This is a genomic window from Corynebacterium sp. (assembly GCF_030532195.1).
GTDB lineage: Bacteria > Actinomycetota > Actinomycetes > Mycobacteriales > Mycobacteriaceae > Corynebacterium.
Map to the genome: position 1 here is coordinate 67,089 of NZ_JAUNLP010000005.1, position 14,676 is coordinate 81,764.

At 59.0% G+C, this 14,676-nt stretch carries 12 protein-coding genes and 1 tRNA gene; 3 read left to right on the forward strand and 10 right to left on the reverse strand.

The annotated features are described in order from the left end of the window. The first annotated feature begins 26 nt into the window (after window positions 1-26). On the forward strand, window positions 27-614 hold the full coding sequence (locus tag Q4E11_RS06730; RefSeq protein WP_303164672.1) for a peptidylprolyl isomerase: 588 nt from the start codon (window positions 27-29) through the stop codon (window positions 612-614). 722 nt (window positions 615-1,336) lie between these two features. On the opposite strand, the gene crgA is transcribed toward Q4E11_RS06730, so the two are convergent. Then, entirely contained in the window at window positions 1,337-1,609 is a 273-nt protein-coding gene (gene crgA, locus Q4E11_RS06735; protein ID WP_303164673.1) for a cell division protein CrgA, read from the reverse strand. A gap of 82 nt (window positions 1,610-1,691) precedes the next feature. On the opposite strand from crgA, the gene Q4E11_RS06740 reads away from it, so the two are divergent. Beyond that, window positions 1,692-2,363, forward strand: coding sequence for an aminodeoxychorismate/anthranilate synthase component II (locus Q4E11_RS06740; RefSeq protein WP_303164674.1), 672 nt, complete (start codon window positions 1,692-1,694; stop codon window positions 2,361-2,363). Window positions 2,364-2,381: 18 nt separating this feature from the next. Here the strand turns inward: Q4E11_RS06740 and pknB are convergent, their stop codons facing one another. The 7 genes from pknB to Q4E11_RS06775 form a co-directional block, all read right to left on the reverse strand. Continuing rightward, entirely contained in the window at window positions 2,382-4,463 is a 2,082-nt protein-coding gene (gene pknB, locus Q4E11_RS06745) for a Stk1 family PASTA domain-containing Ser/Thr kinase (protein ID WP_303164676.1), read from the reverse strand. 53 nt (window positions 4,464-4,516) lie between these two features. Continuing rightward, a complete protein-coding gene (locus Q4E11_RS06750) occupies window positions 4,517-6,124 on the reverse strand; it encodes a serine/threonine-protein kinase (protein ID WP_303164677.1) in 1,608 nt (535 codons plus the stop codon). 2 nt (window positions 6,125-6,126) lie between these two features. Beyond that, a complete protein-coding gene (locus Q4E11_RS06755; protein ID WP_303164678.1) occupies window positions 6,127-7,563 on the reverse strand; it encodes a penicillin-binding transpeptidase domain-containing protein in 1,437 nt (478 codons plus the stop codon). 2 nt (window positions 7,564-7,565) lie between these two features. Beyond that, entirely contained in the window at window positions 7,566-8,912 is a 1,347-nt protein-coding gene (locus Q4E11_RS06760; RefSeq protein ID WP_303164679.1) for an FtsW/RodA/SpoVE family cell cycle protein, read from the reverse strand. After that, window positions 8,909-10,333, reverse strand: coding sequence for a PP2C family serine/threonine-protein phosphatase (locus tag Q4E11_RS06765; protein WP_303164680.1), 1,425 nt, complete (start codon window positions 10,331-10,333; stop codon window positions 8,909-8,911). Before Q4E11_RS06765 ends, Q4E11_RS06760 begins: the two co-directional genes overlap by 4 nt. Continuing rightward, complete coding sequence (locus Q4E11_RS06770) at window positions 10,330-10,791, reverse strand: FHA domain-containing protein (RefSeq protein WP_303164681.1); 462 nt, start codon at window positions 10,789-10,791, stop codon at window positions 10,330-10,332. Before Q4E11_RS06770 ends, Q4E11_RS06765 begins: the two co-directional genes overlap by 4 nt. Window positions 10,792-10,914: 123 nt before the next feature. After that, window positions 10,915-11,811 (reverse strand): DUF3662 and FHA domain-containing protein, encoded by an 897-nt coding sequence (locus Q4E11_RS06775; protein ID WP_303164682.1) that lies wholly within the window; start codon window positions 11,809-11,811, stop codon window positions 10,915-10,917. A gap of 341 nt (window positions 11,812-12,152) precedes the next feature. Between Q4E11_RS06775 and Q4E11_RS06780 the strand changes: the two genes are divergently transcribed. Beyond that, window positions 12,153-12,236 (forward strand) — tRNA-Leu (locus Q4E11_RS06780). 310 nt (window positions 12,237-12,546) lie between these two features. Here the strand turns inward: Q4E11_RS06780 and Q4E11_RS06785 are convergent. Further along, a complete protein-coding gene (locus Q4E11_RS06785; RefSeq protein WP_303164683.1) occupies window positions 12,547-14,349 on the reverse strand; it encodes a cation-translocating P-type ATPase in 1,803 nt (600 codons plus the stop codon). A 57-nt stretch (window positions 14,350-14,406) separates the two neighbouring features. Next, window positions 14,407-14,625 carry a heavy-metal-associated domain-containing protein gene (locus Q4E11_RS06790; RefSeq protein ID WP_303164684.1) on the reverse strand — a complete coding sequence of 73 codons (219 nt, stop codon included), beginning with the start codon at window positions 14,623-14,625 and terminating at the stop codon, window positions 14,407-14,409. Window positions 14,626-14,676: the final 51 nt, after the last annotated feature.

Here is a 14,676-nt window from a genome sequence, read left to right on the forward strand (position 1 = left end):
CACCTTTGTCCACGGAGATGCAGTAAATGACGGAGGAGATGGAGCAATTGGCCAGCAAGGCCGGTATCCTATGGGGCGTGACTATTAAGACTGCTACTGCAACTGTGCACACTAACCATGGCGATATCGTGATTGACCTGTTCGGCAACCACGCGCCGAACACCGTCGACAACTTCATCGGCCTGGCTGAAGGCACGAAGGAGTACAAGGGTCAGAACGCTTCCGGCACTGAGTCCGGTCCGTTCTACGATGACGCAATCTTCCACCGCATCATCGCAGGTTTCATGATCCAGGGCGGTGACCCGTTGGGCACCGGTACTGGCGGCCCGGGCTACATGTTCGATGATGAGATTCACCCGGAGCTCCAGTTCGACCGTCCGTACCTGCTGGCTATGGCAAACGCCGGCAAGCGCGGCGGCCGCGGCACCAACGGTTCTCAGTTCTTCATCACTGTTGTTCCGACTCCGCACCTCAACGGCGCACACACCATCTTCGGTGAGGTCGCTGATGACGCCTCCAAGAAGGTCGTCGACGAAATCTCCCGCGTGGCTACTGATCACTGGGATCGCCCGCTGGAGCCGGTCGTGATTACCTCCATCGACATCGAGAAGTAATCCGCTAGTAAAAGCTTTCTCAGCCCGCCCTGGAACCTTCCAGGGCGGGCTTTTTCGTGCTTTACGACGGACGCCTCGCCGCCCGTACACCGAGCGGAATAAAGCTGAACTTCAATGTTGTATTCAGGGGTAGTGGGGGTAGGCTCAGAATCGGCATTCGCTCCACATATCCACAGACCTGTGGATAACTTGTTCCACTGTTTACCTAGGTGAACTCTGAAGAATCGGAGCGTTACGGTACCGATTTTTAGGAAATTACAACTTTCCACAGTTGTACACAGAGTTGTCCACATGTGTGGATAATTCCATTCTTGTAATTTACGAACCCGCGTTCGAAAGTCGCCAAACATTGCAGAATATAGGAATTACACACAGGACGACTTGCAAGTATGTGACTTGTTCACAGAGTTATCCACAGGCTGTGGATACTGTGGACACATGGATTGAAGACAAAAATGTGATGCTTTACGGTTTGGACACATGCGTCTGTGGATAACTTTCACCGAAATTCCTCCACAGTTATCCACAAATTACATGATTGTTACACAGGTTTCTGTGGATAACTTTTTGAAGCTACACACAGAGCCCAATCCGTCAGTTGCGAAAAATAGTGTGGGAATCGGGTGGAGTAGCGGGGGTGACATGACCTGCGGTTTTGGACATGAAAAAAGCGCATCCGTGTCATACGGATGCGCTTTCGCTGCGGTAGAGCTGCTAGCTGGTTAACGCCAGCCCATAGTCATCAACAGACCAATGATGAAAAGACCGAAACCGATGAGGTAATTCCATGCGTTGAGGTCAACCATGAATGGGATGCTCGGACCCGCAACATAATTGACCAGCAGCCAACCCAGGCCGACAACCATGAAGCCGAACATCAGCACCTTGTACCAGGTAGGTGTCTGAGTGCTGTTGATCTTCACCGGAGTGCGGCTAATTGAGGAAGAACCACCGGATTGCGGTGAATTAGTGCTTTCAATCTTTGCCTTGGGCATGGAATCCGAAATCCTTCTTTGCGCGACTAAACTTCGCATCTGAACTTACCAGTGAAATTATAAGGCAGTAGAATTTCCAGGTATGCAGATTCTAGTCGTCGATAACTATGACAGCTTCGTATTCAACCTGGTTCAGTACATAGGCCAGCTTGGGGAAACGGTTACTGTCTGGCGCAATGATGATTCGCGTCTCAGTGATGTTGACGACGTCGTAAAGCGCTTTGATGCAATCTTGCTGTCGCCTGGCCCCGGTGAGCCCGCAAACGCCGGGCGCACGGAAGAGATCATTCGTGCGGTGACACGCCAGGATAACCCCACACCGGTGCTGGGTGTGTGCCTGGGGCATCAGGCAATTGGTGAGGTCTTTGGGGCGAGTGTGGTGCGTGCCGACGAATTGTTGCACGGCAAGACCTCGCCGGTAACGCATGACGGCACGGGGGTGTTGGCAGATGTGCCGAGTCCCTTTATCGCCACGCGTTACCACTCGCTGACCGTGGATCCGACGACGCTGCCGGAGGAGCTAATTGCGACTGCATTCACGGATTCGGGCATGTTGATGGCCATGCGCCACCGTGACCTGCCCATTCACGGTGTGCAATTCCATCCAGAATCGGTGCTGACGCAGTACGGCCATCGCATGCTGGCCAACTGGCTGCGCCTGGCCGGCGGCGCTTACTCCGAGGAGCTGCTCGCTGAACTCGAAGGTCAGCAAGCCGGTTACCAGCGTGCTTTTTCAGACGTGGTGGCGAACTAGCCCGGTCGAACTAGCCGGTTAGTTCGGCAGCAGGTCCGGCAGCTTAATCTCCGGCGGGGTGTTGGCCGGCGGCTTCTCCTCCGGAGTAACGCCCAGGCGGTAGACGCGCAGGGTAACCTCGCCGTTCTTATCAATGCTCGAGCCCGACGACGGGCTGGCCTTCTCCACCTTGTCGACCTTCGCCAGGTCCAAAGTGGTGACATCCTCAATGTTGATGGTGCCCGAGAAACCGGCATCGGCCAGAGCGTTCTGCGCATCGCTGAGGCTGCGGCCTTCCACCTGCGGCATCTTCACCTGATTGCCGCGAGAGACGCGCAGTTCAACAGTGGTGCCGACAGTGAGCTCTTCACCCTGTTGCGGAACCTCCACAACAGTACCCTTTTCCTTCTCAGAATCGACTTCCGTGACCTCAACCACAAAGCCGGCGGACTCGAGCGTCGTACGTGCCGACTCCAAATTCTGGCCCGTGACATCCGGGACAGTCTTGGTCTCCAGACCGGAGGACACAGTCAGCGTGACCTTCGTGCCCTTCGACACCTGGGAGCCAGCCGCTGGGGACTGATCAATAACGCTACCGCGTGGAATCTCCTCGTTTGTTTCCTCACGCAGCTTGGAATTGACCACCAGACCGGCGTCCTCCAGCATGCGACGAGCATCCTCGGCCTTCTTGTCACGGACATCAGGGACGTTGATCATTTCTGGACCAGAGGAAACTCGCAGTTTAATCCGCGACCCCTCCGGCAGACCAGAGCCGACACCCGGCTCGGTGGCAATGACCATGTCACGCGGAATGTCCGGATTCGGCTCATCGACGCGGTTGACCACGAAGCCGGCCTGCTCCAGCACCTGGGTGGCCTCATTGGCAGTCATGCCATTGACCTGCGGAATAGCTACAGTTTCCACCTTCGTGGCATTTTCAAACAACTGGTAGGCACCGTAGCCGACACCACCGAGGGCCACTAGTGCTGCAGCAACAAGCGCCACAGTCTTGCCGGTGCTGCGCTTTGGCTTGTCAGAGTTGTCACCCAAATCCGCCGAATCCTCCCCGGACTGCGGTGCAGGTGCAGCTGGTTGCGATGACTGCGCCGCCGCCTGCCGTTCCGGCTCCGGCTGCGGGGTAGGCATTGGCCGCGGTGCGGCTGCCTGCGCAGGTGCGACTGCAGTTTCGGCCTCAGCCGGAGACGCCGGAAGAAACTCGGTGGTCTTGGTGTCGTCGTCATGCGCGCCGTGATGCGCGAGCGCCAGCGGATCCTCACCACGTGCGAGACGGCGAAGGTCGGCAGCGAAGTCCTCAGCGGAGTCGTAGCGCTCCATCGGATCCTTCGCCATGGCGGTCAGCAGCACTGCGTCGAGCGCCTGCGCCGTGCGCGGATCGGTGTCGAGCTGCTGCGACGGGCGCGGCGGCTGATCCTGAACGTGCTGGTAGGCGACGGACAGCGGAGTCTCACCGGTAAACGGTGGCGTGCCGGTGACGGCTTCGAAAAGCACACAGCCGACAGCGTAAATATCCGAGCGGGCATCGGCGGTCTTGCCGCGCGCCTGCTCCGGCGAGAGGTACTGCGCGGTACCGAGCACCGCCGCAGTCTGCGTCATTGTCGTGGAATCACCCAACGCGCGGGCAATACCGAAATCCATCACCTTGACCTTGCCGGTATTGGTCAACATGATGTTGGCCGGCTTGATGTCACGGTGAATAATGCCCGCCTGATGCGATGCCGTCAGCGCGTCACACACCGAGGCCATAATGTCGGCGGCTTTGCGTGGTGCAAGCTTGCCCTCGCGACGGACGATGTCGCGCAGCGTCTCGCCCTGAATCAGTTCCATGACAATAAACGGCACTCGTCCCATCGGCGAGTCCGTCTCGCCGGTGTCATACACCGACACGATGGCTGGGTGATTCAGCAGCGCAGAGTTTTTCGCTTCACGACGAAACCTTGCGAGGAAGTTCTCATCCCGGGCCAAGTCAGCCCTCATCATCTTGACCGCAACCGGGCGGCCAAGCACAGTATCTTCAGCTCGGTAGACATCGGACATGCCTCCAACGCCAATGAGCTCACCTAGCCGGTAACGGCCGGAGAGGAGATCGTCATTGCCAGACATTGCTTGTCAGTCCCTTCGGAAGTCGGTCTACCAAAGCTTCACGTACCAGAATCTTACTGTGCATTTTGCTCCCCCAAGGAATTTCCGCTGCCGCTGCCTTGGTCATTACCGAAACCACCGCCAATATCGATGCCCGGAAGCCCGCCGTTGCCGCCGGTGCTGGAGTCGTTGCCGCCAGTGGAGCCGCCGCCATCGCCACCATTTCCGTCGCCGGTGCCAGTGCCGTTATCTCCGTTGCCACCGGTGCCGTAGTCACCGTTGTCGGAGCCGTTATCCTGGCTCGGCTCTGGTGCCTGACCAGTGGAGCCGCCACCATTGCCGTCGCTGTAACCGCCATCATTTCCACCGTTGCCGCGGTTGCCACCGGAGCCCCAGCCCGAATTGTCTGAACCGGAATTATCGCCGGACCAGCTAGAACCGTCACCGCCGCCAGTTCCGTCCTGGTTGGAATCGGTGGTGTCCTCAGTGGTCTGCTCTTGTGACCGGTTTGGAATGTACTGTTGCAAATCCGAGAAGTTCGGCATTGAACCGGTGGTCGACAGGAAGTAGACCACCGCAATTGCGCCAGCCAGCAGCACCAGGAGAGTGGCCAGCACAAAGCTGGCACAACCGCAGCCGCAACCACCGCTCTGCTTGGCGGGTTTGCGTGACTGCGCAGGTGCGGGTTGTGCAGCTCTCGTCGGCGCCGGCCGCCCAGCAGTAGCAGCAGCTGGCATCGGTGCCGGGGATGGCGGCCTGGTCATGGCACCGAGTTCCGTAGTCGCCGGGTTGGCGGCATTGGACTGGCGGTGCACAGTTGGCGTGACACCGCGCGGTTGCGGAGGGCGATGCCCTGCACGCACCCGCAGCACTGCCTGCGCCAATTCGCGGCCATCGGCATAACGACGCTGCGGATCCTTGCGCAGCATGATTCCAATGAGCTCGCGAATATGCGGATTGACCGTCGGCGCCAGCGCCGGTGGTGGCTCATTAATGTGTGCCACGGCCACGGCGACCGTGGAGTCACCCTGGAACGGGCGGCTACCGGCCACCATCTCATAGGCCACACAGCCCAGCGAGTAAATATCCGTCGCCGGAGTGACCTGGCGCCCCTGCGCCTGCTCCGGTGACACATACTGCGCGGTACCCACGACCATGCCGGTGCGTGTCAGTGGCACGGCTTCCGCGGCCTTGGCAATGCCGAAGTCAGTAATCTTCACTGTGCCTTCAGGCGTGACCAACAGGTTGCCCGGCTTGATGTCGCGGTGCACCAAGTTGGCAGCGTGAATAGCTGACAGGCCGTGCGCGGTCTGCTCAAGCACATCGAGTACTAAGTGCTCCGGCAATGTGCGGCGTCGCTGCAGCACCTGTGAGAGCGACTCGCCACGGATGTACTCCATAACGATATAGCAGGCACCGTGGTTGCCCTCGGCGCTTTCCTGGTAGGTGACAATCTGCACCACATTCGGGCTGGAGACACTGCGTGCCGCGGAGGCCTCATTGCGGAAGCGCTGACGGAACTCCGGATTGTCGGAGTACTCCTGGTTCAGAAGTTTGATTGCAACCAGTTTGCCGCTGGAGGTGTCGTCGGCAAGCCATACCGTGGACATACCGCCACGGCCGAGCAGACGGCGCACCTGATATCGCCTGCCGACGATGCGTTGTACTTCAGTAGCGTCCATGATTATCGACCCGCCTGTTCGACCGCGTCGATAACCGCGCGGCCAATCGGGGCGGCGACGGATGCGCCGGTAGCGCCCTGGCCCTGACCGCCGCCATTTTCGACGACGACAGCGACAGCGACATCGGCATCCGGTGCAAAGGCGATGTACCACACGTGCGGTGCGTACTCACCGCGGACGGCACCGTGCTCGGCAGTACCGGTTTTCGATGCAATCCTGGAGCCATTGCCGCCCGAGTGCGACTCGGAGGCGCGCATCAATTCGGTGACCGTCTGGGCAATCTCCGGGGTGACGGCTTCCTCGGCCTTAATCGGCTTGAAGGACTTAATCTCCGACAGATCGGCCTTGCGTACGGACTTAATAATCTGCGGTTCCATGCGCACGCCACCGTTGGCGATCGTCGCGGCGATCATCGCATTGTCCAGCGGCGTGAAAGACACATCGCGCTGACCAATCGAGCTCTGTCCCAGTGCGGACTGATCCGGAATCTCGCCGACCGTCGAGGGCTCAACGGGCACGCCCGAATCCTCGTGGGCATCGCCAATGCCGAAGCGTTTTGCGACGTCCTTGAGAGCATCCGCACCATTTTGCATGCCGAGCTCCGCAAACGCGGTGTTGCACGACCGTGCGAAAGCGTTGCGCAGCGTGGTGGTCGCACCACCACACGTCGAACCGCCGTAGTTCTCCAGCGTGGTGGTGGTATCCGGCAGCGTGATCTGAGGCGCGCCGGTGACAGATGTCTCCGGGGTTGCGCCATTTTCCAGCGCGGCGACCGTGGTGAGCACCTTGAAGGTCGAGCCCGGGGGCAGTGGACGCTGCGTGGCGTGATTGAGCAGCGGAGCATCCTCATTGGTGCTCAGGTTCTGCCAGGCGGCCTCATCGCCGGCGACGACATCGTTCGGGTTGAACGACGGCGTGGAGGCCATCGCGAGAATTTCACCCGTCGATGGGCGAACGGCAACGGCCGAGCCGACATAGCCGCGCTCCGCCAGCTGTCGGTACGCGGTCAGCTGAGCATTGGGAATCAAGGTCAGTTCCGTGGACGCGCCGGAGGGCTTCTTACCGGTGAGCGTATCGATGGCGCGCGAGGTCAGCAGCGATGGATCGGACCCGTTCAAGATGTCATTTTGCGAACGCTCGATTCCGGCCGAGCCGTAGATGTCTGATAAGTAGCCGACAACGGGGGCGTACGCCTCGGGGTCGGTGTCATAGGAGCGGTCGTAGAGGTCGTTGTCGTTTTTCACCGAGTGCGCCAGGATGGCACCGTCGGTGGTAATCTGCCCGCGCGGTTTCGACTTCTCTTCCAGGAACTGTCGACTATTCAGCGGGTTGTTGGCGTACTTATCCTCCTGGAAACCCTGGATAAAGGTCAGGTTCGCCAGCAGCAGAGCAAAGAGGCCAAGAACGACCACGAAGATCTGTCGGATGGTCTTGTTCATACTTACTGGTTCACCTCCTCGGCGACGGGTTCAGGATTGCTGGTGTGGATGCCCCAGGGGCGATTGGCCTCATCGGAGATTCGCAGCACGATAGCCAACAGGATGTAGTTGGCAAGCAGTGAGGAACCACCTGCAGACATAAACGGAGTTGTCAGGCCAGTCAGTGGCATCAGCTTAGAGACACCGGCGACAACGACGAACAACTGGATTGCAATGGAGAATCCCACACCGGCGGCCAGCAGCTTGCCGAAGGAATCCCGCACCGCCAGGCTGGCCGAAATTGCGCGGGAAACCAGGATTGCAAATAGCAGCAAGATGGCGCTGAGACCGACGAAGCCAAGTTCCTCACCGAAGGCCGGGAGGATGAAGTCGGAGTGTGCCACCGGGATGTTCTGCGGGTAGCCCTGGCCCAATCCGGTGCCGCCAATGCCGCCCCAGCTCATGCCGAACAGGCCCTGCGAAAGCTGGTAGCCGCCATCGTTGTAAGAACCCAATGGATCCAAGAAGTGCGCCACTCGGGCTTGAATTTTGTCTGAAATCAGATAGACACCGACCCCGCCGATGCTCACCAGTACCAGACCGATAATCAGCCAAGAGCCACGTCCAGTCGCGGCGTAGAGCATTGCCAGCACAGTGCCGAAGAGCACCAGCGCCGGGCCAAAGTCATTCTGCAGCGCCATGATGATAGTTGCGATACCCCAGATCAACAGAATGGGGCCGAGGTCGCGGACACGCGGGAAATCGATACCCAGGACATGCTTGCCGGCGACGTTGAACAGCGAGCGCTTATTCACCAGCAACTGCGCGAAGAAAATCATCAGCAGTACCTTGGCGAACTCGCCCGGCTGCATGGAAAACGGGCCGATGGAAATCCAAATGCGCGCATCCGACTCAATTGACGACGGCCACACCAGTGGCAGTGCCAGCAGAATCAGGCCGACCAACCCCAGAAGGTACGAATACCTCGACAGGGAGCGATGATCACGCAGCGCAATGATGACGGCAATGAACAGCGCTACACCGAGGATGGTCCACATAATCTGGTTTGTCGCCAGCGAGGTGTCATTGGCCAAATCCAGGCGGTGAATCATCACCAACCCCAACGCATTGAGGGTTGCTGCAACCGGCAGCATCACCTGGTCTGCGTGCGGGGCCACAAACGTCAGCGTGATGTGTGCCGCGGAAAACACCAGGATGAACCCGCCGATGATGTAGAGCACGTCGGAGGTCAATACGTTGCCCTGAGCAAGCTCCAGCGAAATCAGTGCCAAAAGCAACAATCCCGCTGACAGCAGCAGCAGGAGCATTTCCTTGATTCGAAGCGGTCGCTTCGCTGTAGTTTCACTCATTTGTGCACCTGCCTACAGTTGACGCCCGGTTTCGAGCCCAGCTTGTCGTCCTTCTTGTCAGCTGGCTTTGCGTTGTCCCTGTTCGTGTTCTTATTGGCCTTGTTGTCGGCCGCAGTGCTGTCTGCACCGTTACCGTCTGCACCGTCGCCATCTTCAGACAGCGAGAAGCACACCGGCAGGGCCGAATCAGCAAGACGGCCAATCTGCTCACTGACTCCGTCGTAGGAGTCCGCGGGCAGACCATCCAGCGAGCTACGAGCCGCGGGGGAGAGGTCCTCCGGCGTCATGATGTGACAGTTGACCTTCTCCTTCGGCGTACCCGCCGGCGGCAGTTGCACCTTGTTGTCATCGGTCAGACAGATGAACTGGTGCGGCTCCTGCAGCGCGACGCCGAGAATCGAACCCGGCACACCGTGCATCAGCTGCACCTCGCCATCGACCACCGCCAGGTGGTACATCGACTCCTTTTTCTGCCAGCCCCAAATGCCGATGCCGACGAGCCCGACAAGTAGCACCACGACCACCGAGACAACTAGCCAAGCACCCTTGGCCTTCTTTTTCTCCGGCTCCGCCGTCACCGCAATTTCCTGCGACTTCCGCGGACGCAGCGCCGCCGCACGGCCCGCCGCGGTATCGGGGCGGGGCAGTTCCTCCTCCGTGCCCTGCAAGGCACCGGCCAGTGCCGGCTCATACGGCGTGCGTGTCGACGAATCCACCACATCGGCAACCACCACGGTGATGTTATCGGGGCCGCCTGAGCGCAATGCGTAATCGATAAGCTTCGCCGCGGCTTCATCCGGAGTGCCCTCGGAGAGGACTTCCCTGATGGTGTCCGCTGAGACCGGATCGGACAGGCCATCCGAGCACAAGAGGTAGCGATCGCCCTCATGGACATCGCGGTAAGACAAAGTAGGCTCCACCGGACGACCGGTAAGAGCCTTCAAGATCAGTGAGCGCTGCGGATGGATGGCAGCTTCTTCTTCGGTGAGATTGCCCTCATCCACAAGAGACTGCACATAGGTGTCATCGCGAGTAATGCGAATCAGCTCACCATCGCGGAGGAGATAACCGCGGGAGTCACCGACATGGCAGAGGCCCAGGCGAGTGCCGTCGAAAAGCAGCGCCGTGAGCGTCGTGCCCATGCCCTGTGTCGACGGATTTTCTGCGATTTCATCGGCGATGGAGTTGTTGCCCTCGATGCAGGCGTTGCGGAGGGATTCCAGCAGGTCCTCATCCGGCTGATCATTGTCCAGCCGGGAGACGGCGGCAATCATCAACTGGGATGCGATTTCACCGGCGGCGTGGCCTCCCATGCCGTCGGCAAGCGCGAGGAGACGCGAACCCGCATACGCGGAGTCCTCGTTGTTCTGTCGGATTAGGCCTCGGTCAGAGCGGGCCGTGTAATTCAGTGCAAGACTCATGGTTGCAACCTCAGTGTCGTACGGCCAATGCGAAATTCCATGCCCGGAGCGAGACGCTCGGGCTGTTCGACGCGCTGACCATTGAGGAATGTGCCGTTACGCGAATCCAGATCCTCCAAGTACCAGTCCCCATCGCGGTTGATGACGCGCGCATGCTGCGCCGAGGCAAAGTCGTCATTGAGGACGAATGCACAGGACTCAGAGCGACCGATGGTGATATCGCGTTGATTGTCCAAGTTCATGCGCGAACCCGCCAGCGGCCCCGAGGTGACAAGGAGCTGACGTGGAGTCTGTGAGCGCTGAAAACGCTTGGCCGGCGCACTGCTGCTCTGACGAACTGGGCGCAGTGTGGCCGAGCCTGTTGTTTCTGTACGCAGGGTGCGCAGCGTCATCCAAATGAAGAACCACAGGACTACCAGCACACCGATGCGCGAAAGCAGAAAAACGATAGCTTCCACGTCTCCAGGAACCTCCTTATATAGAGCGGGTGAGTTCGCAGCCGAACACACGAACGCAATTATTCCAGGAATGTGCCAGCAAACCTAGGGAAAGCGACGCTTGAACCTGGCGAACCTCACTAATTAGCGAATCTGAACTTCGAGGACCGAGTGTCCCAGCGAAATCTCATCACCGTCGGCCAACAGCCAGTTTTCAATTGGCTCACCGTTGACGATAGTTCCGTTGGTCGAGTGCAGATCGACGAGCACAGCATCCTGGCCATCCCAGGTGATTTCCGCGTGCTGGCGGGAAACGCCAGTGTCCGGCAGGCGGAAATCCGAGGCAGTGCCGCGGCCGATGATGTTGGAGCCGTGGCGAACCTCAAAGACACGGGAAGAGCCGTCCTGCAGCAGCAGGGTGACAGTCTTCTCCTGCGGTGCCGAGTCGCCCTGGCCGGGTGCGACCAGCTGCGTGTCCGCCTCTGACTCATCGACCGGAGCCGGGCGGGAGGCGGTTGGGAACTCCTCCGAGGCTGGTTCTGGGTGATAGGCGGCGGAAGTTTCGGCTGCCTGCGCGGCGTCGGAGTGATCCTGAGAGTCGTTCTCAGCGGTATCAGCGATCTCATCGCTGAGAGGCACGAACTCTGAAGAGCCGACGGAGTCTTCAGTAAACGTGCTGGCGGTCTTGAGCTGACCGGTGTGCAGCGTCTCTACAGCCTGCAGGTGCACACTGATAGAACCTGTGAAGCCCCAGCCGTTGTTGCGGCAGTAGCGCGTCATGCGATCTGCCAACTGGTTTGGCAAATTCGGTTCGGCGACCGAGAGGTTTTTGTAGTCCGCGATGCTAATACCAATACGGAAGTCGTTGGGAGCCAAGTACTGACCGTTGGCGTCCTGCATCAGGAAGTCCTCAATTTCCTGCTTCAGGCATTCTTCTAACTCATTCGGGACAACCTTGCCGCCGAACACGCGCGCGAAGCCGTTGTCGAGCCCGCGCTGGAGCGAGCTGTCAAGCTTGCGGATGCGTCCTAGGAAATCCATATGACTTAAGAAATTCGCCTTCTCCCGCCATGTGGTGGCGGGTTGGTGTTAAAAATGTGCTCGAAAAATTATTAGTTCTTAGCAACAGTATAGAGCCCTGCACCTTTAGTTGAGGGCTAGCAATTGCTGGGAACTACTAAGGATTATCGAATAATGGTGCAAGTATAGGGGGATCACGCGGCATTTTGGCAGTTGTGTTGGCTGTTGTGTTTGCTGTTGTGTTTGCAGCGGGCGAGCGCAAACACGCTTTAAAAGTGCTTTAAAATACCCTAAAAACCGTGTCCCACCTGGGGATTTGGTGGTGTATTAGCAAGGGGTGTTATAGTTCTATTCGTTCCCACGGGCGAGTGGCGGAATGGCAGACGCGCTGGCTTCAGGTGCCAGTGTCCTTTACGGACGTGGGGGTTCAAGTCCCCCTTCGCCCACAGCGAAAATCCTCGGAAGTGTAAAAGCTTCCGAGGATTTTTTATTTCTAGTGGCCTTTTCCTTCAATGCTGGATTGAGGCTAAGCGTTACGGGAGGGGAGGGGCGCTTTACGACGGCGCCCTTGCGCCTTCCACCTATGGTTCAAATGTGACCTATGGCTTCAAAATGAACATATGGCTCTGTATACGCGACCAAACGTTATAAGCGAGCCATAGGTTATTTTCGGGCCATATGTGTGCGCTGCACATAGGTCAAAGGTGCCCGCCAGTGGGCACCTTTGACTACTCAACTCGATTAAACCCGACTCAACTAAGCCCGCAGCAGGCGCATTGCGTTGACAATCACGAGAAGCACCGAGGCCTCGTGAACCAGCATGCCGATTGCCATGGTGACATCACCAGCGAAGATGCCCGCCATCAGTGCGACCACCGTCAGCAGCGAGACCACAATGTTCTGGCGCATGATGCGCACGGTCTTCTTTGCCAGGCGAATGGCCTGGGGCAGTGCGAGCATGTCATCACGCATCAGCGCAATATCAGCCGTTTCAATGGCCACGCTCGTACCGGCCGCGCCCATGGCGATACCAGTATTGGCCGTTGCCAGTGCCGGGGCATCGTTGACACCATCGCCAACCATGCCGACCGTGTAGCCATCTTCCTGCAGTTTTTCAATCACTGCCTGCTTATCCTCCGGCAGTAGGCCGGCGTGGACCTCATCAATGCCGACTTCGCGGGCGACAGCTTCGGCGACTCGCTGTGCGTCACCAGTGAGCATGACAACCTTCTTCACACCAGCGGCGTGGAGCTCGTCAACCATCTCCTTGGCATCTTCACGGATGGAGTCCGCCACCGAGATGACACCGACTCCACGGCCATCGACTGTGACAAACATGGCCGTGCGGCCGAGCTGCTCTTGTTCCGCTGCGATGTCGAGCAAGTGATCGTCGTTAAGCAATGAGCGATTGCCCACGGCGACACGCTTGCCTTCGACAGTGCCGACGATGCCGCGGCCGGTGATCGGTTCGACATCGGTGGCGGGTGTGCCATCGGCGAACTCAACGATGGGGCCGGCTAGCGGGTGCTCGGAGTAGGTCTCGATCGCCGCGGCGAGACGCAGCACTTCGTCCTTGGGGGTGCCGGGGACGGTGGCGGGGACGAGGACATCGACAAGCTGTGGGGTGCCGGAGGTCAGCGTGCCGGTTTTATCCAGTGCCACGGCATCGATGCGCGCGGCGGTCTCCAGGTATTCGCCGCCCTTAATCAGCAGGCCGGAGCGGGCGCCGCGGCCGATACCGGCGACGATCGCCACCGGAATCGAGATCACCAGTGCGCCCGGGCAGCCGACGACAAGCAGCGTCAGTGCCAGCGTGACATCACGTGTAATCAGGCCAGTGACCAGCGCCAACACGATAATTGCCGGCGTGTACCAGGTACTGAAACGCTCGAGGAACGTCTGCGTCTTGGCCTTGGCATCTTGAGCATCTTCGACACGGCGAATAATTCGCGCAAGAGTCGTGTCGGAGCCAATGCCCGTTGCTTCTACATGAATCGCGCCCGAGGTCGACACCGTACCGGCGTAGACCTGGTCACCCTCGCCCTTTTCCGCCGGGATGGATTCACCGGTGATGGACGCTTCGTTGATGGTCGCCACGCCTGTCCGCACGACGCCGTCAACGGGCACCGTCGCGCCGGGCTTGACGACGACAATTTCTTCCGGCTGTACCTGTCCCGGATCCACTTCGATCTGTTGGCCGTCGCGGATAACGGTGGCGGTCTCGGGGGCGACCTCAATCAGCTCGGACAGAGCGGCACGAGTTTTGTTCATCGTGCGGGTTTCCAGCGCGTGACCAAGGGCGAACAGGAAGGTCACTGCCGCGGCCTCCCAGTAGTTTCCTACGAAGATTGCACCGATGGCGGCGATAGAAACCAGCAGGTCAATGGAAATATTTTTGACCTTCAGAGCACGAATCGCGCTGATGAGGATTGGCAGACCGGCGATGATTGCGGCAACAATCATCAACCCGTCGGAGTACATTGCACTTGCGTTAGTGGCGTGTTCAAGCACGAGCGCTAGTGCAATAGCGACGCCCGAGACTGCCACACGTTTGAACATTCAATTTCCTTGTCAGATAGTCAGTCGGTTTAGAGATGACAGACAGCTAGAAGGCAGCTAGAAGGCGGAGTAGGTGGCCTTGTAACCGGCCTTGCCAATTTCAGCGATGATGTCGTCGCGGCTTACCGAGTCCGCATGGTCAACCTCAATACGGCTGGAGGCGAACTTCACCTCGACGCCTTCGACACCGCTCATGGCACCAACCTGGTTTTCGATCTTCTTAACGCAGGATGGGCAGCTGAAGCCTTCGGCGCGGAAAGTGGAGTGGGTGGTCATGGTATTTCCTTCCTGTGAGCTGGGCTTTGTCCGTGTGACTTTGCCTCTGTG

Excerpts from the sequence above, each read along its gene's own strand:
- Q4E11_RS06730 (WP_303164672.1), top strand. The coding sequence starts at position 27 with ATGACGGAGGAGATGGAGCAATTGGCCAGCAAGGCCGGTATCCTATGG.
- crgA (WP_303164673.1), bottom strand. The coding sequence starts at position 1,609 with ATGCCCAAGGCAAAGATTGAAAGCACTAATTCACCGCAATCCGGTGGT.
- Q4E11_RS06740 (WP_303164674.1), top strand. The coding sequence starts at position 1,692 with ATGCAGATTCTAGTCGTCGATAACTATGACAGCTTCGTATTCAACCTG.
- pknB (WP_303164676.1), bottom strand. The coding sequence starts at position 4,463 with ATGTCTGGCAATGACGATCTCCTCTCCGGCCGTTACCGGCTAGGTGAG.
- Q4E11_RS06750 (WP_303164677.1), bottom strand. The coding sequence starts at position 6,124 with ATGGACGCTACTGAAGTACAACGCATCGTCGGCAGGCGATATCAGGTG.
- Q4E11_RS06755 (WP_303164678.1), bottom strand. The coding sequence starts at position 7,563 with ATGAACAAGACCATCCGACAGATCTTCGTGGTCGTTCTTGGCCTCTTT.
- Q4E11_RS06760 (WP_303164679.1), bottom strand. The coding sequence starts at position 8,912 with ATGAGTGAAACTACAGCGAAGCGACCGCTTCGAATCAAGGAAATGCTC.
- Q4E11_RS06765 (WP_303164680.1), bottom strand. The coding sequence starts at position 10,333 with ATGAGTCTTGCACTGAATTACACGGCCCGCTCTGACCGAGGCCTAATC.
- Q4E11_RS06775 (WP_303164682.1), bottom strand. The coding sequence starts at position 11,811 with ATGGATTTCCTAGGACGCATCCGCAAGCTTGACAGCTCGCTCCAGCGC.
- Q4E11_RS06785 (WP_303164683.1), bottom strand. The coding sequence starts at position 14,349 with ATGTTCAAACGTGTGGCAGTCTCGGGCGTCGCTATTGCACTAGCGCTC.
- Q4E11_RS06790 (WP_303164684.1), bottom strand. The coding sequence starts at position 14,625 with ATGACCACCCACTCCACTTTCCGCGCCGAAGGCTTCAGCTGCCCATCC.